The following is a 16929-nucleotide window of genomic DNA, read 5'->3' on the forward strand; positions in this document are numbered from 1 at the left end:
TTGGCTGCGGAAGGGCATGGCGGCACGGTCCTTATAACTGGCGCCGGGCGCGGGCTCGGCCACGAGCTGGCGTTGCAATACGCCCACCATGGCTGGCGCGTGATCGGTTGCGGGCGCACGCATCCGGCTCAAGGTTGCACGGGTCGAATCGAGTTCCAGCCGCTCGATGTCGCCGATCCCGCTTCCATTTGCGACCTTGCCACGCGGCTCACCGGCAGACCCGTGGATGTGCTTGTCAACAATGCCGCCATCCGCAGCGAGATCCCTGGCCTGCACAGCTTTGCCCCGGATGAATTCCTGAAGGTCATGCGGACGAACACGCTCGGTCCGTTGTTGCTGGCGAGGGCGCTGCGCCCGAACCTGGTTGCGGGGCGCATGCGCGTCATCGCCAACATCGGCAGCCGGGCCGGGTCGATGGCTGAGGGGCTGCTCGATGATTATGACGACGACTATGCCTACCGCTGCTCGAAGTCAGCGCTCAACATGGTCTGCGCCCAGTTGGCGCAGGATTTGCGCGTCGACGGGATAACGGTGTTGTCGCTCCATCCAGGTTGGGTGAAGACGGATATGGGAGGCGATCAGGCGGTTCTGGCGGTCGAGGACAGTGCGCGGGGCCTGCGCACGATCATCGATAGCGCGACGCCTGGAGATAGCGGCTCCTTCCAGACGTTCGACGGCGTGCCTATCGGGTGGTAGTCGAAAAGCACCCGGTCTCCACGCTGGATGCCGCCATGGCTGCCAGGAAAGCGGCGTTGAAGACATCGCCGGCACCGATCGTGTCGACAACGCGGACATCGGATGCGACGGCCTCGACAAGCGTGCTATCGGGGCCGATGGAGATGGCGCCTCGCGGTCCGCGCTTGACGACGAAGGTCGCGCCTTCGCGCATGCTGGAGCGGATTTCTCGCGCGGCCTGCTCCGGGCTGGTCCGCATAGGCGCAAAGCCGCCTCTTCGCGTCACACAGGGTTCATCGTGCGGACATAGCGTCCTTCCCAGGTCTTTGCTGCAATGCAAAAGGAGTGGGACATGGTGGACATAGTTTCTAGTGAAGCGGGCATCCCGAGACCGGAGCATCCGCTCGAGCAATCAGGCAGTGCGAAGTGGTTCCTGCCTGCCTTCGGCGTGCTGGTGCTGGTCGGCATCGTCTATGTCGGTTACGCGCTCAGCCAGGATCTGGCGGTAGCCAAGACCGTGCCGTGGATCCTGCTCGGCATCGCCCTGCTGATCGCGCTCGGCTTCGAATTCGTCAACGGTTTCCACGACACCGCCAATGCGGTGGCGACCGTCATCTACACGCGCTCCCTGCCGGCCGAATTCGCCGTGATGTGGTCGGGCGTTTTCAATTTCCTCGGAGTGCTCACCTCGAGCGGCGCGGTCGCCTTCGGCATCCTGTCACTGCTGCCGGTCGAGCTCATCCTGCAGGTCGGCTCCTCCTCGGGCTTCGCCATGGTGTTCGCGCTGCTCGTCGCGGCGATTCTGTGGAACCTCGGCACCTGGTTCCTTGGCCTGCCGGCGTCGAGCTCGCACACGATGGTCGGCTCGATCATCGGCGTCGGCCTCGCCAACCAGTTCATGGCGCCGGCCGGCAGCGCCACCAGCGGCGTCGATTGGGGGCAGGCGACCAATGTCGGCACCACCTTGCTCGTCTCGCCGATCGTCGGCTTCTTCGCCGCCGCCATCCTGCTCTATGTAATGAAGTTGCTGGTGCGCAACCCGGCTCTCTATGAAGCGCCGAAGGGCAATGCCCCGCCGCCCTGGTGGATCCGCGCCTTGCTGATCTTCACCTGCACCGGCGTCAGCTTCGCGCACGGCTCCAATGACGGACAGAAAGGCATGGGCCTGATCATGCTCATCCTGATCGGCGTCGTGCCGACCGCCTACGCGCTCAACCGCACGCCCGACATCAACTATCTCGAGGCCTACAAGTCGGCTTCCGTCAACGTCGAGACGGCGCTGGGCAAATATGTCAAGCCCGGCGTCACCGTTGCCGATGCCAATGCTGCAAAGGCAGCCGTGCAGGAAGCCGTGCGCAGCAAGACGTGGAACGATCAGACGACCGTTGCTCTGCAGGCCTATATTCACAACACAACTGCCGAGCTGCAGCCTTACGCTTCGGTCGAAAAGGTGCCGACCGATCTGGTCAGCAACGCGCGAAACGACATCTACCTGATCGGCGAAGCGCTGAAGCTGATCGACAAGAAGAAGCTGCTGCCGATGAAAGACGACGACCTGAAGGCGGTGACCGACTACCACAAGGCCGTCGACAATGCGACGAAGTTCATCCCGCTCTGGGTGAAGGTGGCTGTCGCGCTGGCTCTCGGGCTCGGCACGATGGTCGGCTGGAAGCGCATCGTCGTCACCGTCGGCGAGAAGATCGGCAAGAGCCACCTGACCTACGGCCAAGGCGCCGCCGCCGAGCTCGTCGCCATGGTGACCATCGGCATGGCCGACCGGCTTGGCCTGCCGGTGTCGACCACCCATGTGCTGTCGTCGGGCGTCGCCGGAACGATGGCGGCCAATGGGTCCGGCTTGCAATGGTCGACGGTACGCAACCTGTTGCTGGCCTGGGTGTTGACCCTGCCATGCTCGATCGCGCTCGCCTTCGTGCTGTTCATCGTCTTCCGCCAAGTGTTCTGAGCGAGCCGAAAGTTCTCGAACACAAAGGCAGCGCCAGCGACCGGCGCTGCCTTTTTCGTTGAGCGAGGGGCAAGTTTGAAGAGAGTGCGTGCATTTGCGTTGACCGGCGCATGCCTTGGAGATTGGCGCGAAACGCCCATTGCTTCGTCATCCTGGAGCGACGCGTCGCGGCGCAGCCCCCAACATCCATGCCAAAACTTCAAAGCGTTGCTACGGTGCAGAAATCTGCTTCGCCGCACTCTTCGATCAAGGTAACGGCATGGATCCCTGGGTCTTCGTTCCGCTTCGCGTTGCCCAACGACACGAGGGGGCCCGACAAATCTTGGACGGCGACCCGCTCGATCGAGCGACTGGAATCTCGCTGACAACAGATACCCGAGATACCCGGTGAAAAATCACCGCGCGGGTTTGGTTAGGTCGGGTCCTCGCGGTGCAGATCGTGGATGGCGACGCCCTCGACATTGGTCGGCAGGGTCAGCCACTGGCGATGGCGCAAGGTGCGCTGCGTGTCCTCCAGGCCCATCTCCCAGTGCTCGCGCATCGAGGTGCCGGAGAATTCATAGTCCTTGGCGTGTCCCTCGTAGCCCTTGTGCTGGTAGATCAGGTGAACGATGTTGACGACGCCGGCGTTGGAATAGTCGGCGATCAGCTCCTTCTCGCCGTCTTTCAGCAATTCGGGAGGCACGCGCTTCAGCGCCTCGAGCAGCTTCATCTTGAGCGCGTGGATGCGCTGGAAATTGTCGGTATTCTGGCGCGTGCGGCTGGAATACATGATGTCCTTGTGGCGCGACAGCACGTCGGCCATGCCGCGTGGCAGGACGCCGCGGGCGCTGAACAGATCGACCTGGAACACCAGCGAGGAGCGGTCCTCTTCCTGGTCGAGCAGATACTGCAGCGGCGTGTTGGAGACGATGCCGCCGTCCCAGTAGTACTCGCCCTCGATGCGGACCGACGGGAAGGCGGGAGGCAGCGCGCCGCTGGCCATGATGTGCTCGGGCCCGATGCGCACCTTGTCGGTGTCGAAATAGACGAAGTTGCCGGTCCGGACATTGACGGCGCCGACGCTTAGCCGCTTCCTGCCGTCATTCAGGACATTGAAGTCGATCAGGCTCTCCAGCGTGTCCTTCAGTTCGGCGGTGTCGTAGAAGCTGGTGGCGCCCTCGGCGCCGGCATGCTCGAACCAGGGATTGGGACTGCGCGGCTTGAAGAAGCCGGGCTGGCCCATGGTCATCGTCATCCACGAGGAGGTGCGGTTGCGGATGTCGCGGTAGATGTCGCCCTCCGGCGTATACGACCAGATCTTGCGGCCCGAGATCGTCTGCCAGAACTGCTCCAGCCGCTGCAGCCGGCGGCTGGACTCATTGCCGGCAATGATCGCGGCGTTGATGGCGCCGATCGAGACGCCGGACAGCCAGCTCGGCTCGCAGCCGGCCTCGGCCAGCGCCTGGTAGACGCCGGCCTGGTAGGCGCCGAGCGCACCGCCGCCCTGGAACACCAGCGCGACGCGGTCGTATTGCGCCGAGATCTCCTCGATGGTGGCGGCGGCTTCTTTGTTTCGGTTGCGTTCAAGCACGAATTTTCTCCGGCAGGGTTGTGCTGTTCGCGAGCTGGCCGTGACCGGCAAGATAGTCGTGGACCACCTCGCCCAACCCGAGCGTCAGATCGGCTTTGAAGTGGACGGCGGACACGATGTCGAGCACCGGCAGCTTCGCCACGTCGGCCATGACGTGGGGCCGCAGATCGAGCGCGGCCGGCGCCGTCCAGGCTTCCTTCAGTGTTATATCGGTCAGGTAATAGCGCACCAGCTCGCAGATGCGCGGCGTGCCGTCGACATGCGGGATGATCTTGATCAGGAAATTGGGGGCCGCGAGCGAGGCAAGCACGGAATCGTGGTCGGCCTCGCGGTGCTTGTAGCCCATCGTGCCGGTGGCGCACAGAACGCTGCCATAGTGCAGCGTGCCGACGATCACCTCGCCCTCATGGACGATTTTGGGATTGGCCAGCTTCTTTGGAAACCCCCACAGCTCGCGCCCACCGGCGATCGGTGCGTCGTCGTCGAGATACATCGAATGGACGTAGCCGCCATGCTGGCCCTTGTAGCGCACCGGGATGACCTGGCCGGTCTCGGTGTAGTCGCCGAAGCCGGTCGAATCGGGCATGCGGATGAATTCGTACTTGACCAGCGGCTCGTCGATCTCCAGCGGCGCCGGCACGACGGCTTCGAGCGCCTCGCGCGTCGTGCGGTAGGTGATGATGATGTATTCGCGGTCGAAGAAACGGTAGGGACCGGGCGGAAAAGACGGGTTGGTCAGCGGCATCGCATAGGCGCGCTTCAAGACATCGGCGATTTCCAAGCTGCGCCCCCAAGGTTTTGTCAGGTGAAGTTTCGTCAGGCGAATTGCGTTCAGGAATGACCGCGCGAATGCGCACGATTATGTTGCACGGCACCATGACAGTGCCGTGTCAGCCTCACGACCGCGGTCCCGGACCGCGCGGGGCAATACCAGGGCTGTCGTCTGGCTGTAATCGCATCGACACATGGCTCTGTCATTGTCATGCTGCGACGCACAATTATATGCTCCTATTCTCCTCCCTCCTCTCGCGAGATCATCATGGGTTCCCTGTCTTCGAAGAATGCCCTCGTCACCGGCTCGACCAGCGGTATCGGCCTGGCCATCGCCCGTGCCTTCGCCGCCGAGGGCGCCAACGTCACCATCAACGGCCTTGGCGATGCCGCCGCGATCGAGCAGGAGCGCGCCGGCATCGAGAAGGATTTCGGCGTCAAGTGCCGCTACTCCGATGCCAACATGATGGACGGCGCGGCGGTGAGCGCCATGGTGCATGACGCCGAGGCCGCGTTCGGCAGCCTCGACATCCTGGTCAACAATGCCGGCATCCAGCATGTCGCGCCGATCGAGGAATTCCCGGACGACAAGTGGGAAGCCATCATCCGCATCAATCTGCTCGCGGCCTTCTATGCCATCAAGGCGGTGGTGCCTGGCATGAAGGCGCGCAAATGGGGCCGCATCATCAACACGGCTTCCGCGCACGCGCTGGTCGCCTCGCCGTTCAAATCGGCCTATGTGTCGGCCAAGCATGGCATTGCGGGCCTGACCAAGACGGTGGCGCTGGAAGTGGCGCAGGATGGCATCACCGTCAACGCCATCGCACCCGGCTATGTCTGGACGCCGCTGGTCGAGAAGCAAATCCCCGACACGATGAAGGCGCGCGGCATGACCGAGGAGCAGGTCAAGCACGATGTGCTGCTCGCCGCACAGCCGACCAAGGAATTCGTCACCGTCGAGGAACTCGCCGCGCTGACGCTGTTCCTGTGCTCGGACGCGGCCAAGCAGATCACCGGCACGACCTTGCCGATGGATGGCGGCTGGACGGCGCAGTAGAGTAATTCCGGCTTCATGGCCAGGGCCTGAAAGGCGTTCCCCCGTCGCCGCGGGATGGTTGTATCCTGACGGCGGTGGCGGAGGATCGGGAGTTATCCGCGGCGATGCGCCGTGTGGAGTGACCGGCCAACGAAGGAAGAGAGGCTTTTCCCTTCAAACCGTCATCAAGCCGTTACCCGGACCTCCTATCCGGAACCCGGAGAGCGGGCAGCTTGCATGCTGCAATGCACAGCTGTGCAAGCGCTTGTCGCGGATTGGCGAATTAAAGCGCGAGCATGGGCGTCAACCGATGACGGCGGACAAGAACTCGACCACGGGGGACAAGATCTCGGACAAGCTCCGTTCGGTCAGCGCCCTGCATGTCGCGCGCCAGGCCGGCGTCTCGCGCTCGGCGGTGTCGCGTGCCTTCACGCCGGGCGCCAGCGTCGCCACGGAGACGCGCGAGAAAATCATGCGCGCGGCCGAGGAACTCGGCTATCAGGTCAACGATCTGGCGCGCGGCCTGCTCGCCAACCAGAGCCGGCTGGTGGGGCTGGTGGTGACCAAGCCGGAAGTCGGTTTTCGCGCCCATCTCGCCGCCGCGCTCACCAAGGCACTGATCCATCGCGGCAATGTTCCGGTGATGATCAACACCGGCCAGACCGAACAGGAGCTGATATCGGCCCAGAAGACGCTGCTCGGCCATCGCGCCGAGGCGACCATCATCCTGTCCGGCTCGCCGCCATCATCCTTCTTCGAGCTTGCGCGGCGCAACGGCCAGCCGCTTGTGGTCATCGGCCGTTCCGAGCCGGAAGCCGACCACATCCAGACCGACGGCGGCGCGGCGGCGAAGCTCGCGGCAGCGATGTTCGTCGCGCGCGGCATGACGAAGCTTGGCCTGGCGGGATCGCTGTCGGGCACGCCCACCATCACCGAGCGCGAGGACGCCTTCCGCGCCGAGGCGGCGCGCCTGGGCGCCGAGGTCGTGATCGCGCGAGGCAGGGATACGGACTATGCCGGCGGACTGCAGGCGGGCAGGGCGCTGATCGACGGCCAGAGCCGGCCACAGGCGATTTTCTGCGTCAACGACCTCATTGCCTTCGGCGTCATGGACCATGCCCGTCAGGCCGGGCTCGACATTCCCAGCGATCTCTGCGTGGTCGGCTTCGACGATGTTCCCGAGGCCGGTTGGCTTGCCTATCGGCTGACCACCTTCCGCCAGGATCCGGAGACCATGGCCGCCAGGGCCGTCGCGTTACTTGACCTGCGACAACGAGAACCGGATCTGGCGCCCATTCGCCAGCGTCTGAGCGTGCCGCTGGTCGTGCGCGGCAGTTTTGTCCCGCATCATGCGGGCCGATTTCCAGACAGTTCCTCCTGAAATCGTCAGCCAAAGGTCGATGCCCATGAAGATCATCCAGCTCTCCGACCCGCATCTGATGGCACCGGGCGGCCTTCTCTACGGCTCCGATCCGCTTGCCAGACTGGACGCCTGCCTGGCGGATATCGGCGAAAACCATGCCGATGCCGATCTAGTGGTGATATCAGGCGACCTGACCAATGATGGCGAGCGCACCGCCTATGCGGCGTTGCAGGAGAGGCTGGCGCAATTTTCTCCGCCCTGCCGGCTGATGCTCGGCAACCACGACGACCGTGCGCTCTTCCTTGAAATGTTCCCCTATGCCGCCGAGCAAGGGTTCGTGCAGAGCGTTTTCGACGGCAGCGAGGGCCGGCTGATCCTGCTTGATACGCTGGACAGTGGCCATGTCGAGGGCAGGCTGTGCGCGGCGCGTCTCGACTGGCTCGACGAACGGCTGCAAGAGGCGCATGGTCGGCCGTTCTTCCTCTTCATGCATCACCCGCCGTTCCGGATACACATGCCGGTGCTTGACGCGGTCAAGCTCGCCGACGCCGATACCTTCCACGACCTCCTGGCGCGCCATGGCAATGTCCGCCACATCTTCGCCGGCCATGTCCATCGGCTGATCGCCGGCAGCTGGCGCGGCATACCGGTCAGCACTTTGCGCAGCACCAACCACCAGACCGCGCTCGATTTTTCCGACAGCTGGAGCCTGGGCCACGAGCCGCCCGCCTATGCCGTCATCTTCATCGACGCGGATGGAGTGATCGTGCATTTCCACGAGTTTCCGATCGCCGGATAACGCGCGGGGCACCGACAGGACCGCGGTGCTGACGCTCATTTAGCGAGTCGCCGCCGAGATCGAAGAAATTGTCGTCGAGACCGATGGAGGGAACCTGCAATTCCGCGGCGAAGATGCCGGCAATCGAATGTGCCGGTCCGTCGCCGGGCAATCCGGCAGGCCGAATCCGTTGTTGGACGTTCATCGGAAAAGCCTGACCGACGGAAGTTCACTGCAAGCGCTTTACGCGGCGGACCGGCCCCTAACAAGCCCTTGCGCCGTGCATCCCTGGAGGTGTGGCCGCGAACTGTCCGCGGCGCCTGGAGCAAGGCGGCGGATCGCCCTATTTACCGGCTTTCCCGGGCCTCTCTTTCACGTCCCCGAGCCCTCCGGGAAAGTGCTGCAAAAGTACACAAATTTGGACATTAGTCTTGACAGAAATACAGATGTTCAATACCCGTCAGGTGATTGAACAAGCCTGCAATGTGGGAGGAACGAGCGGTATGGCTTCCAATGTTTCGTTGACGGGCCTTGCCCGCGATCTCGATGAACGCGGCAAGTCGGGCAAGCCCATCCGCATCGGCCTGATCGGTTCCGGCGAAATGGGAACCGACATCGTCACCCGCGTCGCCCACATGTCCGGCATCGAGATCGGTGCCATCTCGGAGCTCAACCTGCCCGCCGCCAGCAAGGCGGTGGACATCGCCTTCCAGGAAACCGGGCATGCACGCGAAGTGTCGAACGCTTCGGCGATGACGGCCGCCATGGAGGCCGGCAAGGTGGCGGTGACCAACGACGCCAGCCTGGTCATCAACAATGATCTCATCGACGTCGTCATCGACGCGACCGGTGTTCCCGCCGTCGGCGCCGAGATCGGCTTGCGCGCCATGGAGCACGGCAAGCATCTGGTGATGATGAATGTCGAGGCCGACGTCACGATTGGCGCCTACCTCAAGAGCGAGGCTGACCGGCTCGGCGTCACCTATTCGCTGGGCGCCGGCGACGAGCCGTCCTCCTGCATGGAACTGATCGAATTCGTTTCGGCCATGGGCCACCCGATCGTCGCCGCCGGCAAGGGCAAGAACAATCCGCTCAACATCGACGCGACGCCGCCCGACTATGAGGAAGAGGCCAGGCGCCGGCACATGAATGTGCGTATGCTGGTCGAATTCGTCGACGGCTCGAAGACCATGGTCGAGATGGCGGCGATCGCCAATGCCACGGGACTGGTGCCGGACAAGGCCGGCATGCATGGCCCGGCGGCGACGCTCGGCGAACTGAACAAGGTGCTGGTGCCGCAGAAGGATGGCGGCGTGCTGTCCAGGGTTGGCGTCGTCGACTATTCGATCGGCAAGGGCGTCGCGCCCGGCGTTTTCGTCGTCGCCGACATGTCACATCCGCGTATCTCGGAGCGCATGGAAGATCTGAAGATGGGCAAGGGCCCATACTTCACCTTCCATCGCCCCTATCATCTGACGTCGCTGGAAGTGCCGCTGACCTGCGCCCGCGTCGTGCTCTACGGCAAGGCCGACATGGTGCCGCTGGCGAAGCCGGTGGCCGAGGTCTGCGCGGTGGCCAAGAAGGATATGCAGCCGGGCGAAAAGCTCGATGCGATCGGCGAATATTGCTACCGCGCCTGGATCATGACGGCGCCCGAGGCGCATGCCGCCAAGGCCATTCCTTGCGGCCTGCTGCAGGGCGGTTCGGTGACGGCGCCGATCAAGAAGGGCGAGCTCATCACCTATGCGAACGCGGCCCCGGCCGCGGGCTCCAAGATCGCCGAACTGCGCGCCCGCCAGGACAAGCTTGTCTATGGAACCGTGGGAGCCTGATCATGGCCGGAGCCAGCAAAGCCGTCGCGGACAGCCGCGCCAACCTGCCTTTCGTCTATCGCCAGTACAGCGCCGAACAGCTCAAGCAGGTGCTCTACAAGATGTACCTTATCCGCCGCTTCGAAGAGGGCGCCGAGGAAAGCTACATGCGTGGCCTGATCCACGGCACCATGCACCTGTCGATCGGCCAGGAAGCCAGCGCCATGGGCATCTGCATGCCGCTCGGCGAGGATGACCAGATCACCTCGACACATCGCGGCCACGGCCACTGCATCGCCAAGGGGGCCGAGGTGAAGCGCATGTTCGCCGAGTTCTTCGGCAAGACCACCGGCTACTGCAAGGGGCGCGGCGGCTCGATGCACATTGCCGATGTCGCCAAGGGCAATCTCGGCGCCAACGGCATCGTCGGCGGCGGCATTCCTATCGCCGTCGGCGCGGCACTCTCGTCCAAGATGATGAAGACCGGCAAGGTCGTTGTCTCCTTCTTCGGTGACGGCGCCAACAATGAGGGCGCCTTCCACGAGGCGCTGAACATGGCGGCGGTGTGGAAGCTGCCGGTTATTTTCGTCTGCGAGAACAATGGCTACGGCATGTCGACATCGACGGCCCGCTCCACCGCGGTCAAGAACATCGCCGACCGTGCCGCCGCCTATTCGATGCCGGGCGTCATCGTCAACGGCAACATCTTCTCCGAAGTGGCCGAGGCATCGCACAAGGCCGTCGAGCGGGCGCGGGCGGGCGAGGGGCCGACGCTGATCGAATCCAAGACCTACCGCCATCGCGGCCACTCCAAGAGCGACCGCAACCGCTATCGCACCAAGGAGGAGATCGAGGATTGGATGTCGAACCGCGACCCGATCACGCTGTTCGAGAACGAGCTGCGGGAATTCGGCTTCATCGATGGCCCGGGCATCGAGGCCATTCGTGAGGCGGTGGCGCGGGAAATCGCCGATGGCATCGAGTTCGCCAAGGTGAGCCCGTCGCCGGATGTGCGCGAGACCGGAAATTACGTGTATACGGAGCAGGCGTGATGGACGCGATGGTGCGTGAACTGAGCTACGCCCAGGCGATCCAGGAGGCCATGGCGGTCGCCATGGACATGGACGAACGCGTCTTCCTGATGGGCGAGGATATCGGCGTCTATGGCGGCGCCTTCCAGGTGACGGGCGATCTGGTCGATCGTTTTGGCACCGAGCGGGTGATCGACACACCGATTTCGGAACTGGGTGGCGCTGGCGTCGCGGTCGGTGCGGCGCTTACCGGCATGCGGCCGATCTTCGAGTTCCAGTTTTCCGATTTCGCCACGCTCGCCATGGAGCAGATCGTCAACCAGGCCGCCAAGATGCGCTTCATGCTGGGCGGCGAGGTTTCGGTGCCTGTCGTGATGCGCTTCCCAGCCGGTTCGGGCACGGGTGCCGCCGCGCAGCACAGCCAGAGCCTCGAGGCCTGGCTCGGCCATGTGCCGGGCCTGAAGGTCATCCAGCCCGCGACGCCCTATGATGCCAAGGGCATGCTCCTGGCGGCGGTCGCCGATCCCGATCCGGTGATGATCTTCGAGCACAAGCTGCTCTACAAGGCGAAGGGGCCGGTTCCCGAAGGCTACTACACGGTGCCGATCGGCAAGGCCGACATCCGCCGCGAGGGCCGGGACCTGACCATCGTCGCCACCTCTATCATGGTGCAGAAGGCGCTCGACGCCGCCGCCACGCTGGAAGCCGAAGGCATCGACGTCGAAGTCGTCGACCTCAGGACCATCCGGCCGATGGACAGGCAGACCGTCGTCGACAGCGTCAAGAAGACGTCGCGACTGATGTGCGTCTACGAGGCGGTCAAGACGCTTGGCATCGGTGCCGAGGTCAGCGCCATGATCGCCGAAAGCGAGGCGTTCGACTATCTCGATGCGCCGATCGTGCGGCTGGGCGGCGCGGAGACGCCGATCCCCTACAATCCGGAGCTCGAAAAGGCCACGGTGCCGCAGGTTCCCGACATCATCACCGCCGCGCGCGACCTCGTGAAAGGGGTTCGCTGAAAGATGCCGACCGAAGTCATTCTTCCCAAGGTCGACATGGACATGGCGACCGGACAGATCTCGCGCTGGTTCGCCACGGAAGGCCAGCAGGTCAAAAAGGGCGACGTGCTGTTCGAGATCGAGACCGACAAGGCGGCGATGGAGATCGACGCGCCGGCCAGCGGCATCCTGCGCGATGTCACCGGCAAGGAAGGCATCGATATTCCTGTCGGCGCGCCGGTGGCCTGGATCTATGCCGATGGCGAGGCTTATGGGGCGCCGCTCTCCGCCCTCGAGGGGGAGACGTCGACGAAGTCGACAGAGGGGGTCGCCGCGGGAGGCACCTCCCTGGCGCCGAGCACTGCTATTGCGCTAAGCCCAGTCGAACCGACCCCACCCGACCGGCCTGCGGCCGGCCACCCTCCCCTCGAGGGGGAGGGGAGAACCCGCGCTACGCCTCTGGCCCGCCGCCTTGCCCGTGAGGCGGGTATGAGTCTCTCCGCCATATCAGGCACGGGCCCCTATGGCCGCATAACGAAGACCGATGTCGAAGCGGCGATCTCCTCCCCCCTCGAGGGGGAGGTGTCCGCGAAGCGGACGGAGGGGGTCGCCTCAGAAGGCACCTCCCTAGCGCCGAGCCCGGTCGAACCGATCCCACCCGACCGGCCTCTGGCCGGCCAGCCTCCCCTCAAGGGGGAGGGGGACGTGCTCCGTCTGTTCGAGGAAGGCTCCTACGATCTCGTCCCGCACGACAATATGCGCAAGACCATCGCGCGGCGGCTGGTCGAGGCCAAGACCACCATCCCGCATTTCTACCTGACGCTCGATTGCGAGCTCGACGCGCTTCTGGCGCTGCGCTCGCAGCTCAATGCTGCAGCGCCGACGAGGAAGACCGACAAGGGGGAGGCCCCGGCCTACAAGCTGTCGGTCAACGATATGGTGATCAAGGCCATGGCCATGGCGCTGAAGGCGGTGCCGGATGCCAATGCCTCCTGGACCGAGGGCGCCATGGTCAAGCACAAGCACGCCGATGTCGGCGTCGCCGTGTCGATCCCCGGTGGGCTGATCACGCCGATCATCCGCAGGGCGGACGAAAAGACGCTGTCGGTGATCTCCAACGAGATGAAGGATCTGGCCAGCCGTGCCCGCAGCCGCAAGCTGAAGCCGGAAGAGTATCAGGGCGGCACCACGGCGGTGTCGAACCTCGGCATGTTCGGCATCAAGGACTTCGCCGCCGTCATCAACCCGCCGCATGCGACGATCCTGGCGGTTGGTGCCGGCGAGGAGCGGGCGGTGGTCAGGAATGGCGAGATCAAAATCGCCACGGTGATGTCGGTGACGCTGTCGACGGACCATCGCGCCGTCGACGGAGCGCTGGGTGCGGAACTGCTCGTCGCCTTCAAGCGGCTGATCGAAAACCCGATGGGCATGCTGGTCTAGGTAAATTCCAGGAAAGGTGCGCAGCGGTTTTCCTGGAATTGGGCGCGTTGCCGGCCAGGCGGCGTCACTTGCAACGGATCGTCGAGTGGCGCCCGTCTCCGGGGGCGCGGCCCTGCCAGTGTCCATCCAGATCACCAAGCTGTCAGCGGTTAAATTAAACCAATCCGATGCCTATGCTTGAAGCCGCCGCCATTTCATTCCACATCGGTCAGCATGAAGGACGAGACACGAGAGTGGCGTCGGAATTTGCTATGGGGCTTGTCCGCATCGCTGGTCCTGCATGCGCTGATCGCAGCGCTCCTGGTCTACAGCCTGCCGAGGCCTCCCCAACAGCCGCAGCAGGAGCAACCGGTAAACATCGCGATCGTCCCTCCGCCCGATCAGCCCAAACCGAAACCTGCCCCTGCGCCGTCGCCAAAGGAAAAGCCGCCGGAACCGAAGGTTGAAAAACCACCCGAGCAGAAGGTTGAAAAGCCGCCTCCGCCGGAACTGCCTCGCAAGCCCTCGCCAATCGAGGTGCTGAAACCTGTTTTTCAGTTCGGCGCCAAGGACACCGGCCCCAGGAAATCCCTGGATGGGGCCAGCGCTCAGGACAACTCGCCGTCGCCGGCCGAGGATGCGAAGCCGCCTGTCGCGCCGAAGGATGCAGAGAACAAAACCGCCGCGCCGGCAGCCCCCGAAGAGCGGGCAGATTCAGCCAAGGCCAGCGAGAAGCCGATAACCGCGCCGAAGGATGCCGAGCCCGCACAGGAGAAGCAGGCAACTTCAACCCAGGACCTAGCTAAACAGCAGGCAGACAAACAAGAGGCGGAAGCGCACGACGCCGACAAGCAGGCGGCGACGCCGCCAACGCCGTTGGCTGCCGTTGGCGGCGACGGCGAGATCGAGCTTCCCACATCGGCGGAAGCGCCTACGCCCAAACCCGCGGACGCGCCGAAGCCCAATCCTGCAAAGGTTTCGAACTCCCGAAGCGGGAGCGCCGGGAGGTCAAGTTCCAAGGACGCAGCTGTTGCCGCATCGCCGAGTTACTCGGGTCTTCCGGGTGTTCGCAGGCTCTATTCGCAGGGCGCGACCGGTGATGCGCTGGCCGTGACCTCAATGGACGGCATGCCTCGCGGTCAGCGTGCTGCCAGACTTTGCGCCAGCGCGTTGGACCAGCAATTGGTGGACGCCTCTTATTTTCCCGAGTTGATCCCAAGTGTTCCGCTGAAGGCCGGCAATATTCTCGACGCCCCGGATGTCGCTTTCCGCACAACTACAAAATGGTACCATCTGAGCTTCCGGTGCGAGGTCGACCCCGATGCGACGAGGGTCTTGTCCTTCACCTTCCGTGTCGGGCCTACGATCCCGCCCGAAGAATGGACCCGCCTTGGACTGCCTAACCGGTAACGGATCAGGCCGGCACACCGAGTCCGGATAGTTGCCGGCTGACTTCCCGCCAGTCGGCGCAGACGAAGTCGGCTCCGGCCGCCTTTAGTCGTGCGCCATGCTCGGCATAGGTGTGGCCGCCACCGGTGTAGCCGATCGCCCTCATGCCGGCGGCGACCGCGCCCTGGATGCCGAAGGGCGAATCCTCGATGACGATGCAATCGGCCGGGTTGGCGCCCATTTTTGCCGCGGCGAACAGGAAGATGTCCGGCGCGGGCTTGCCGTTCTTGACCATCGAGGAGCTGTAGATCGCATCGCCGAAGAAGCGGGCCAGCCCAGTCGCCGCCAGACTGTGGTTTATGCGCTCGACCGACGACGACGATGCCACGCAGCGGTCGCCGGCAAGCGCCTCGAGAAAGGCGGAAATTCCGGGCGTTGGTTTCAACTCCTCGGAAAACAGGACCTTGGTCTCGGCCCAGATGTCGCCGTCGGCCGCGGCCGGAAACTGATGGCCCGTCAACTCCTTGATCCTGACGATGATGTCCGACTGCTTCATGCCGATGCACTGGGCGATGATGCCGCCGTGAACACCGGGCATGCCATGTTTTTCATAGACCCGTTCATAAGCGCGGGCGGCCAGGGGCTCGCTGTCGACGAGAACGCCGTCGCAATCGAAAATGATAGGCCTTGGTCTCGCCACGCGCTTGTCTCCTCAAGTCAGATTTCGCACATCGCTATCGGCAAAAAGTCAAATGTTCAATAGCGCGGTGGTTTGAGGACTTTTGGAGCATAAAGCCGAAGGGCCTTCAAAGCCGGCGCAACGCATCGCTGGCGCGGGAGGAGCCGAGCGCCCGTTGCATGGCTTGCCTTGACTGCGCGCGGTCCGGCGTGATCCAGTTCGGCTCGGCGCCGAGGAAGCGGTCGAGGAAAGCCACCGCATAGGCGGGCATCTCGGTGACGTTCTCGCGATAGGACCACCAAGTACGCAGATCGTCGGCGCATTTGTCGATGCTGGGTGCCGAGCCGAATTCCTGCTCGTAGATGGCTGAAATCGCAGAGACGCAGTAGTTGGTGTAGAGGAAGCCCTCCGGCCAGAAGCGGATGATCTCCAGCGTGCTGGCATTCTGCTCTGTTTCGGTCAGTTGCGCGAGGCCGGAGATTTCCCTGGCCGGCGCCTGCTTTATCAGTTCGCGCAGCACGAGGCCGGCGGCAAAGACGATAAAGTCGGCACGGTCGACTTCGGCGAAGCGCTTTTGCGCTTCCATGATCTCGACCCAGTCGAGAAAGGCCCTGGTGAGCTTCGCCTCGTCGATCTCGAAACGCACGCCGAACGTGTCCGAAACCACCTTGGCACTGCCGCGGAAGGTGGCACGGAACCAGCGCAACTGCCGCAACCGGTGGCGCAGGTCGGGCATAAGGACCAGTTCGTCCCTGAAGGGCAGTTCCATTGCATGCATCCCGTTTGGTGACAGGCTAGCACAGCCGTGCCGCCGCCGAAATCGGCCGGCGGCCCTGTGGATGAGCTGATGCGGTCAATATCATACATATTGACATTCGCGGAAACAAATGTTCTCACTTTGCTGTTGCCGCGCGTCGGTCCAAGGTGCGCTTCGACGAAGGCTTCGGGAGGAGAACCGAATGGCGATTTGGCAGTGGGGACTGCTTCTGCTGGTTATTGTGTGGGCGCTGCAGTCGCTCGGCGTCTGGCTGCAGATGCGGCACTATTCGGATGTGTTCCGCGGTGTCACCGACCAGTACAGGGATGGCTTCGTCGGAGCCGGCAATTTTCGCGGCCGGTTGGCCAAGGGGACCATCGCGCTCGTCGTGGTGACGCCCGACCTGACGGTGCGCCGCATGATGGTGATGAGCGGGCGATCCGTCTTCACGAAATTCAAGCGACATGAAGAATTCGAGGGTGTTCCCCTCGATCGACTCCGGTCCAACCCTGCGATCATGGGGGAGGGGGAACCCGGTGTGGCCGAGGCCGTGAAGCGGGCGATCGAACAGATCGACAAAGCACGGTCAGAGCCGGGGAAGAAGCCGGGCCTGTCCGGCTTGAATGTAGCAAGGGCTTAGAGGACGCCGCGCACCGACTGGGCTCAACCGGCGGGCGGCATAAGGA

The 16929-nt window shown here is 63.8% G+C and carries 16 protein-coding genes and 1 pseudogene; 11 read left to right on the forward strand and 6 right to left on the reverse strand.

All coding sequences use genetic code 11. From position 1 onward, the window contains the following. Positions 1-696, forward strand: a complete 696-nt coding sequence (locus FJ930_RS01495; RefSeq protein WP_140742941.1) for an SDR family oxidoreductase — start codon at positions 1-3, stop codon at positions 694-696. A gap of 31 nt (positions 697-727) precedes the next feature. Here the strand turns inward: FJ930_RS01495 and FJ930_RS01500 are convergent. Further along, positions 728-922 (reverse strand): annotated as a pseudogene (locus FJ930_RS01500) (PfkB family carbohydrate kinase); the annotation flags it as partial. Between the two features lie 105 nt (positions 923-1027). Here FJ930_RS01500 and FJ930_RS01505 point away from each other — a divergent pair. Beyond that, entirely contained in the window at positions 1028-2638 is a 1611-nt protein-coding gene (locus FJ930_RS01505; protein WP_141833994.1) for an inorganic phosphate transporter, read from the forward strand. Positions 2639-3050: 412 nt separating this feature from the next. Here FJ930_RS01505 and FJ930_RS01510 read toward each other — a convergent pair whose 3' ends face one another. Then, on the reverse strand, positions 3051-4211 hold the full coding sequence (locus tag FJ930_RS01510) for a patatin-like phospholipase family protein (RefSeq protein WP_140742937.1): 1161 nt from the start codon (positions 4209-4211) through the stop codon (positions 3051-3053). After that, positions 4204-4992, reverse strand: a complete 789-nt coding sequence (locus tag FJ930_RS01515; protein WP_140742935.1) for an acetoacetate decarboxylase — start codon at positions 4990-4992, stop codon at positions 4204-4206. The genes FJ930_RS01510 and FJ930_RS01515 overlap by 8 nt, the downstream gene beginning before the upstream one ends. A gap of 258 nt (positions 4993-5250) precedes the next feature. Here FJ930_RS01515 and FJ930_RS01520 point away from each other — a divergent pair, with 258 nt between their 5' ends. The 3 genes from FJ930_RS01520 to FJ930_RS01530 all read left to right on the forward strand — a co-directional run bounded on the left by FJ930_RS01520 (position 5251) and on the right by FJ930_RS01530 (position 8180). Beyond that, positions 5251-6039: a 3-hydroxybutyrate dehydrogenase gene (locus FJ930_RS01520; protein ID WP_141833997.1), complete on the forward strand. Its 789-nt coding sequence runs from the start codon at positions 5251-5253 to the stop codon at positions 6037-6039. A gap of 289 nt (positions 6040-6328) precedes the next feature. Further along, positions 6329-7399, forward strand: a complete 1071-nt coding sequence (locus tag FJ930_RS01525) for a LacI family DNA-binding transcriptional regulator (protein ID WP_141834001.1) — start codon at positions 6329-6331, stop codon at positions 7397-7399. 25 nt (positions 7400-7424) lie between these two features. Continuing rightward, a complete protein-coding gene (locus FJ930_RS01530; protein WP_141834004.1) occupies positions 7425-8180 on the forward strand; it encodes a phosphodiesterase in 756 nt (251 codons plus the stop codon). Here the strand turns inward: FJ930_RS01530 and FJ930_RS30270 are convergent. Beyond that, positions 8125-8364: a phosphopantetheine-binding protein gene (locus FJ930_RS30270; RefSeq protein ID WP_246676784.1), complete on the reverse strand. Its 240-nt coding sequence runs from the start codon at positions 8362-8364 to the stop codon at positions 8125-8127. The genes FJ930_RS01530 and FJ930_RS30270 overlap by 56 nt on opposite strands. A gap of 298 nt (positions 8365-8662) precedes the next feature. Between FJ930_RS30270 and FJ930_RS01540 the strand changes: the two genes are divergently transcribed. From FJ930_RS01540 to FJ930_RS01560, 5 genes are all read left to right on the forward strand, one after another. Then, a complete protein-coding gene (locus FJ930_RS01540) occupies positions 8663-9991 on the forward strand; it encodes an NAD(P)H-dependent oxidoreductase (RefSeq protein WP_140742929.1) in 1329 nt (442 codons plus the stop codon). Positions 9992-9993: 2 nt separating this feature from the next. After that, a complete protein-coding gene (locus tag FJ930_RS01545; RefSeq protein ID WP_140742927.1) occupies positions 9994-11022 on the forward strand; it encodes a thiamine pyrophosphate-dependent dehydrogenase E1 component subunit alpha in 1029 nt (342 codons plus the stop codon). Further along, positions 11022-12020: an alpha-ketoacid dehydrogenase subunit beta gene (locus tag FJ930_RS01550; RefSeq protein ID WP_140742925.1), complete on the forward strand. Its 999-nt coding sequence runs from the start codon at positions 11022-11024 to the stop codon at positions 12018-12020. The genes FJ930_RS01545 and FJ930_RS01550 overlap by 1 nt, the downstream gene beginning before the upstream one ends. Before the next feature lie 3 nt (positions 12021-12023). Next, on the forward strand, positions 12024-13439 hold the full coding sequence (locus FJ930_RS01555; protein WP_141834007.1) for a pyruvate dehydrogenase complex dihydrolipoamide acetyltransferase: 1416 nt from the start codon (positions 12024-12026) through the stop codon (positions 13437-13439). A 213-nt stretch (positions 13440-13652) separates the two neighbouring features. After that, complete coding sequence (locus FJ930_RS01560; RefSeq protein ID WP_140742921.1) at positions 13653-14828, forward strand: DUF930 domain-containing protein; 1176 nt, start codon at positions 13653-13655, stop codon at positions 14826-14828. 4 nt (positions 14829-14832) lie between these two features. Here the strand turns inward: FJ930_RS01560 and FJ930_RS01565 are convergent, their stop codons facing one another. After that, positions 14833-15507, reverse strand: a complete 675-nt coding sequence (locus FJ930_RS01565) for an HAD family phosphatase (RefSeq protein WP_141834010.1) — start codon at positions 15505-15507, stop codon at positions 14833-14835. Between the two features lie 106 nt (positions 15508-15613). Beyond that, the gene (locus tag FJ930_RS01570; protein ID WP_140742917.1) at positions 15614-16255 is read right to left on the reverse strand and encodes a hypothetical protein; all 642 of its coding nucleotides are present in this window, start codon (positions 16253-16255) and stop codon (positions 15614-15616) included. Between the two features lie 190 nt (positions 16256-16445). Between FJ930_RS01570 and FJ930_RS01575 the strand changes: the two genes are divergently transcribed. Continuing rightward, on the forward strand, positions 16446-16883 hold the full coding sequence (locus FJ930_RS01575) for a transcriptional regulator GutM (RefSeq protein ID WP_140742915.1): 438 nt from the start codon (positions 16446-16448) through the stop codon (positions 16881-16883). Positions 16884-16929 lie beyond the last annotated feature (46 nt).

This window comes from Mesorhizobium sp. B2-4-15, from assembly GCF_006658505.1.
Lineage (GTDB): Bacteria > Pseudomonadota > Alphaproteobacteria > Rhizobiales > Rhizobiaceae > Mesorhizobium.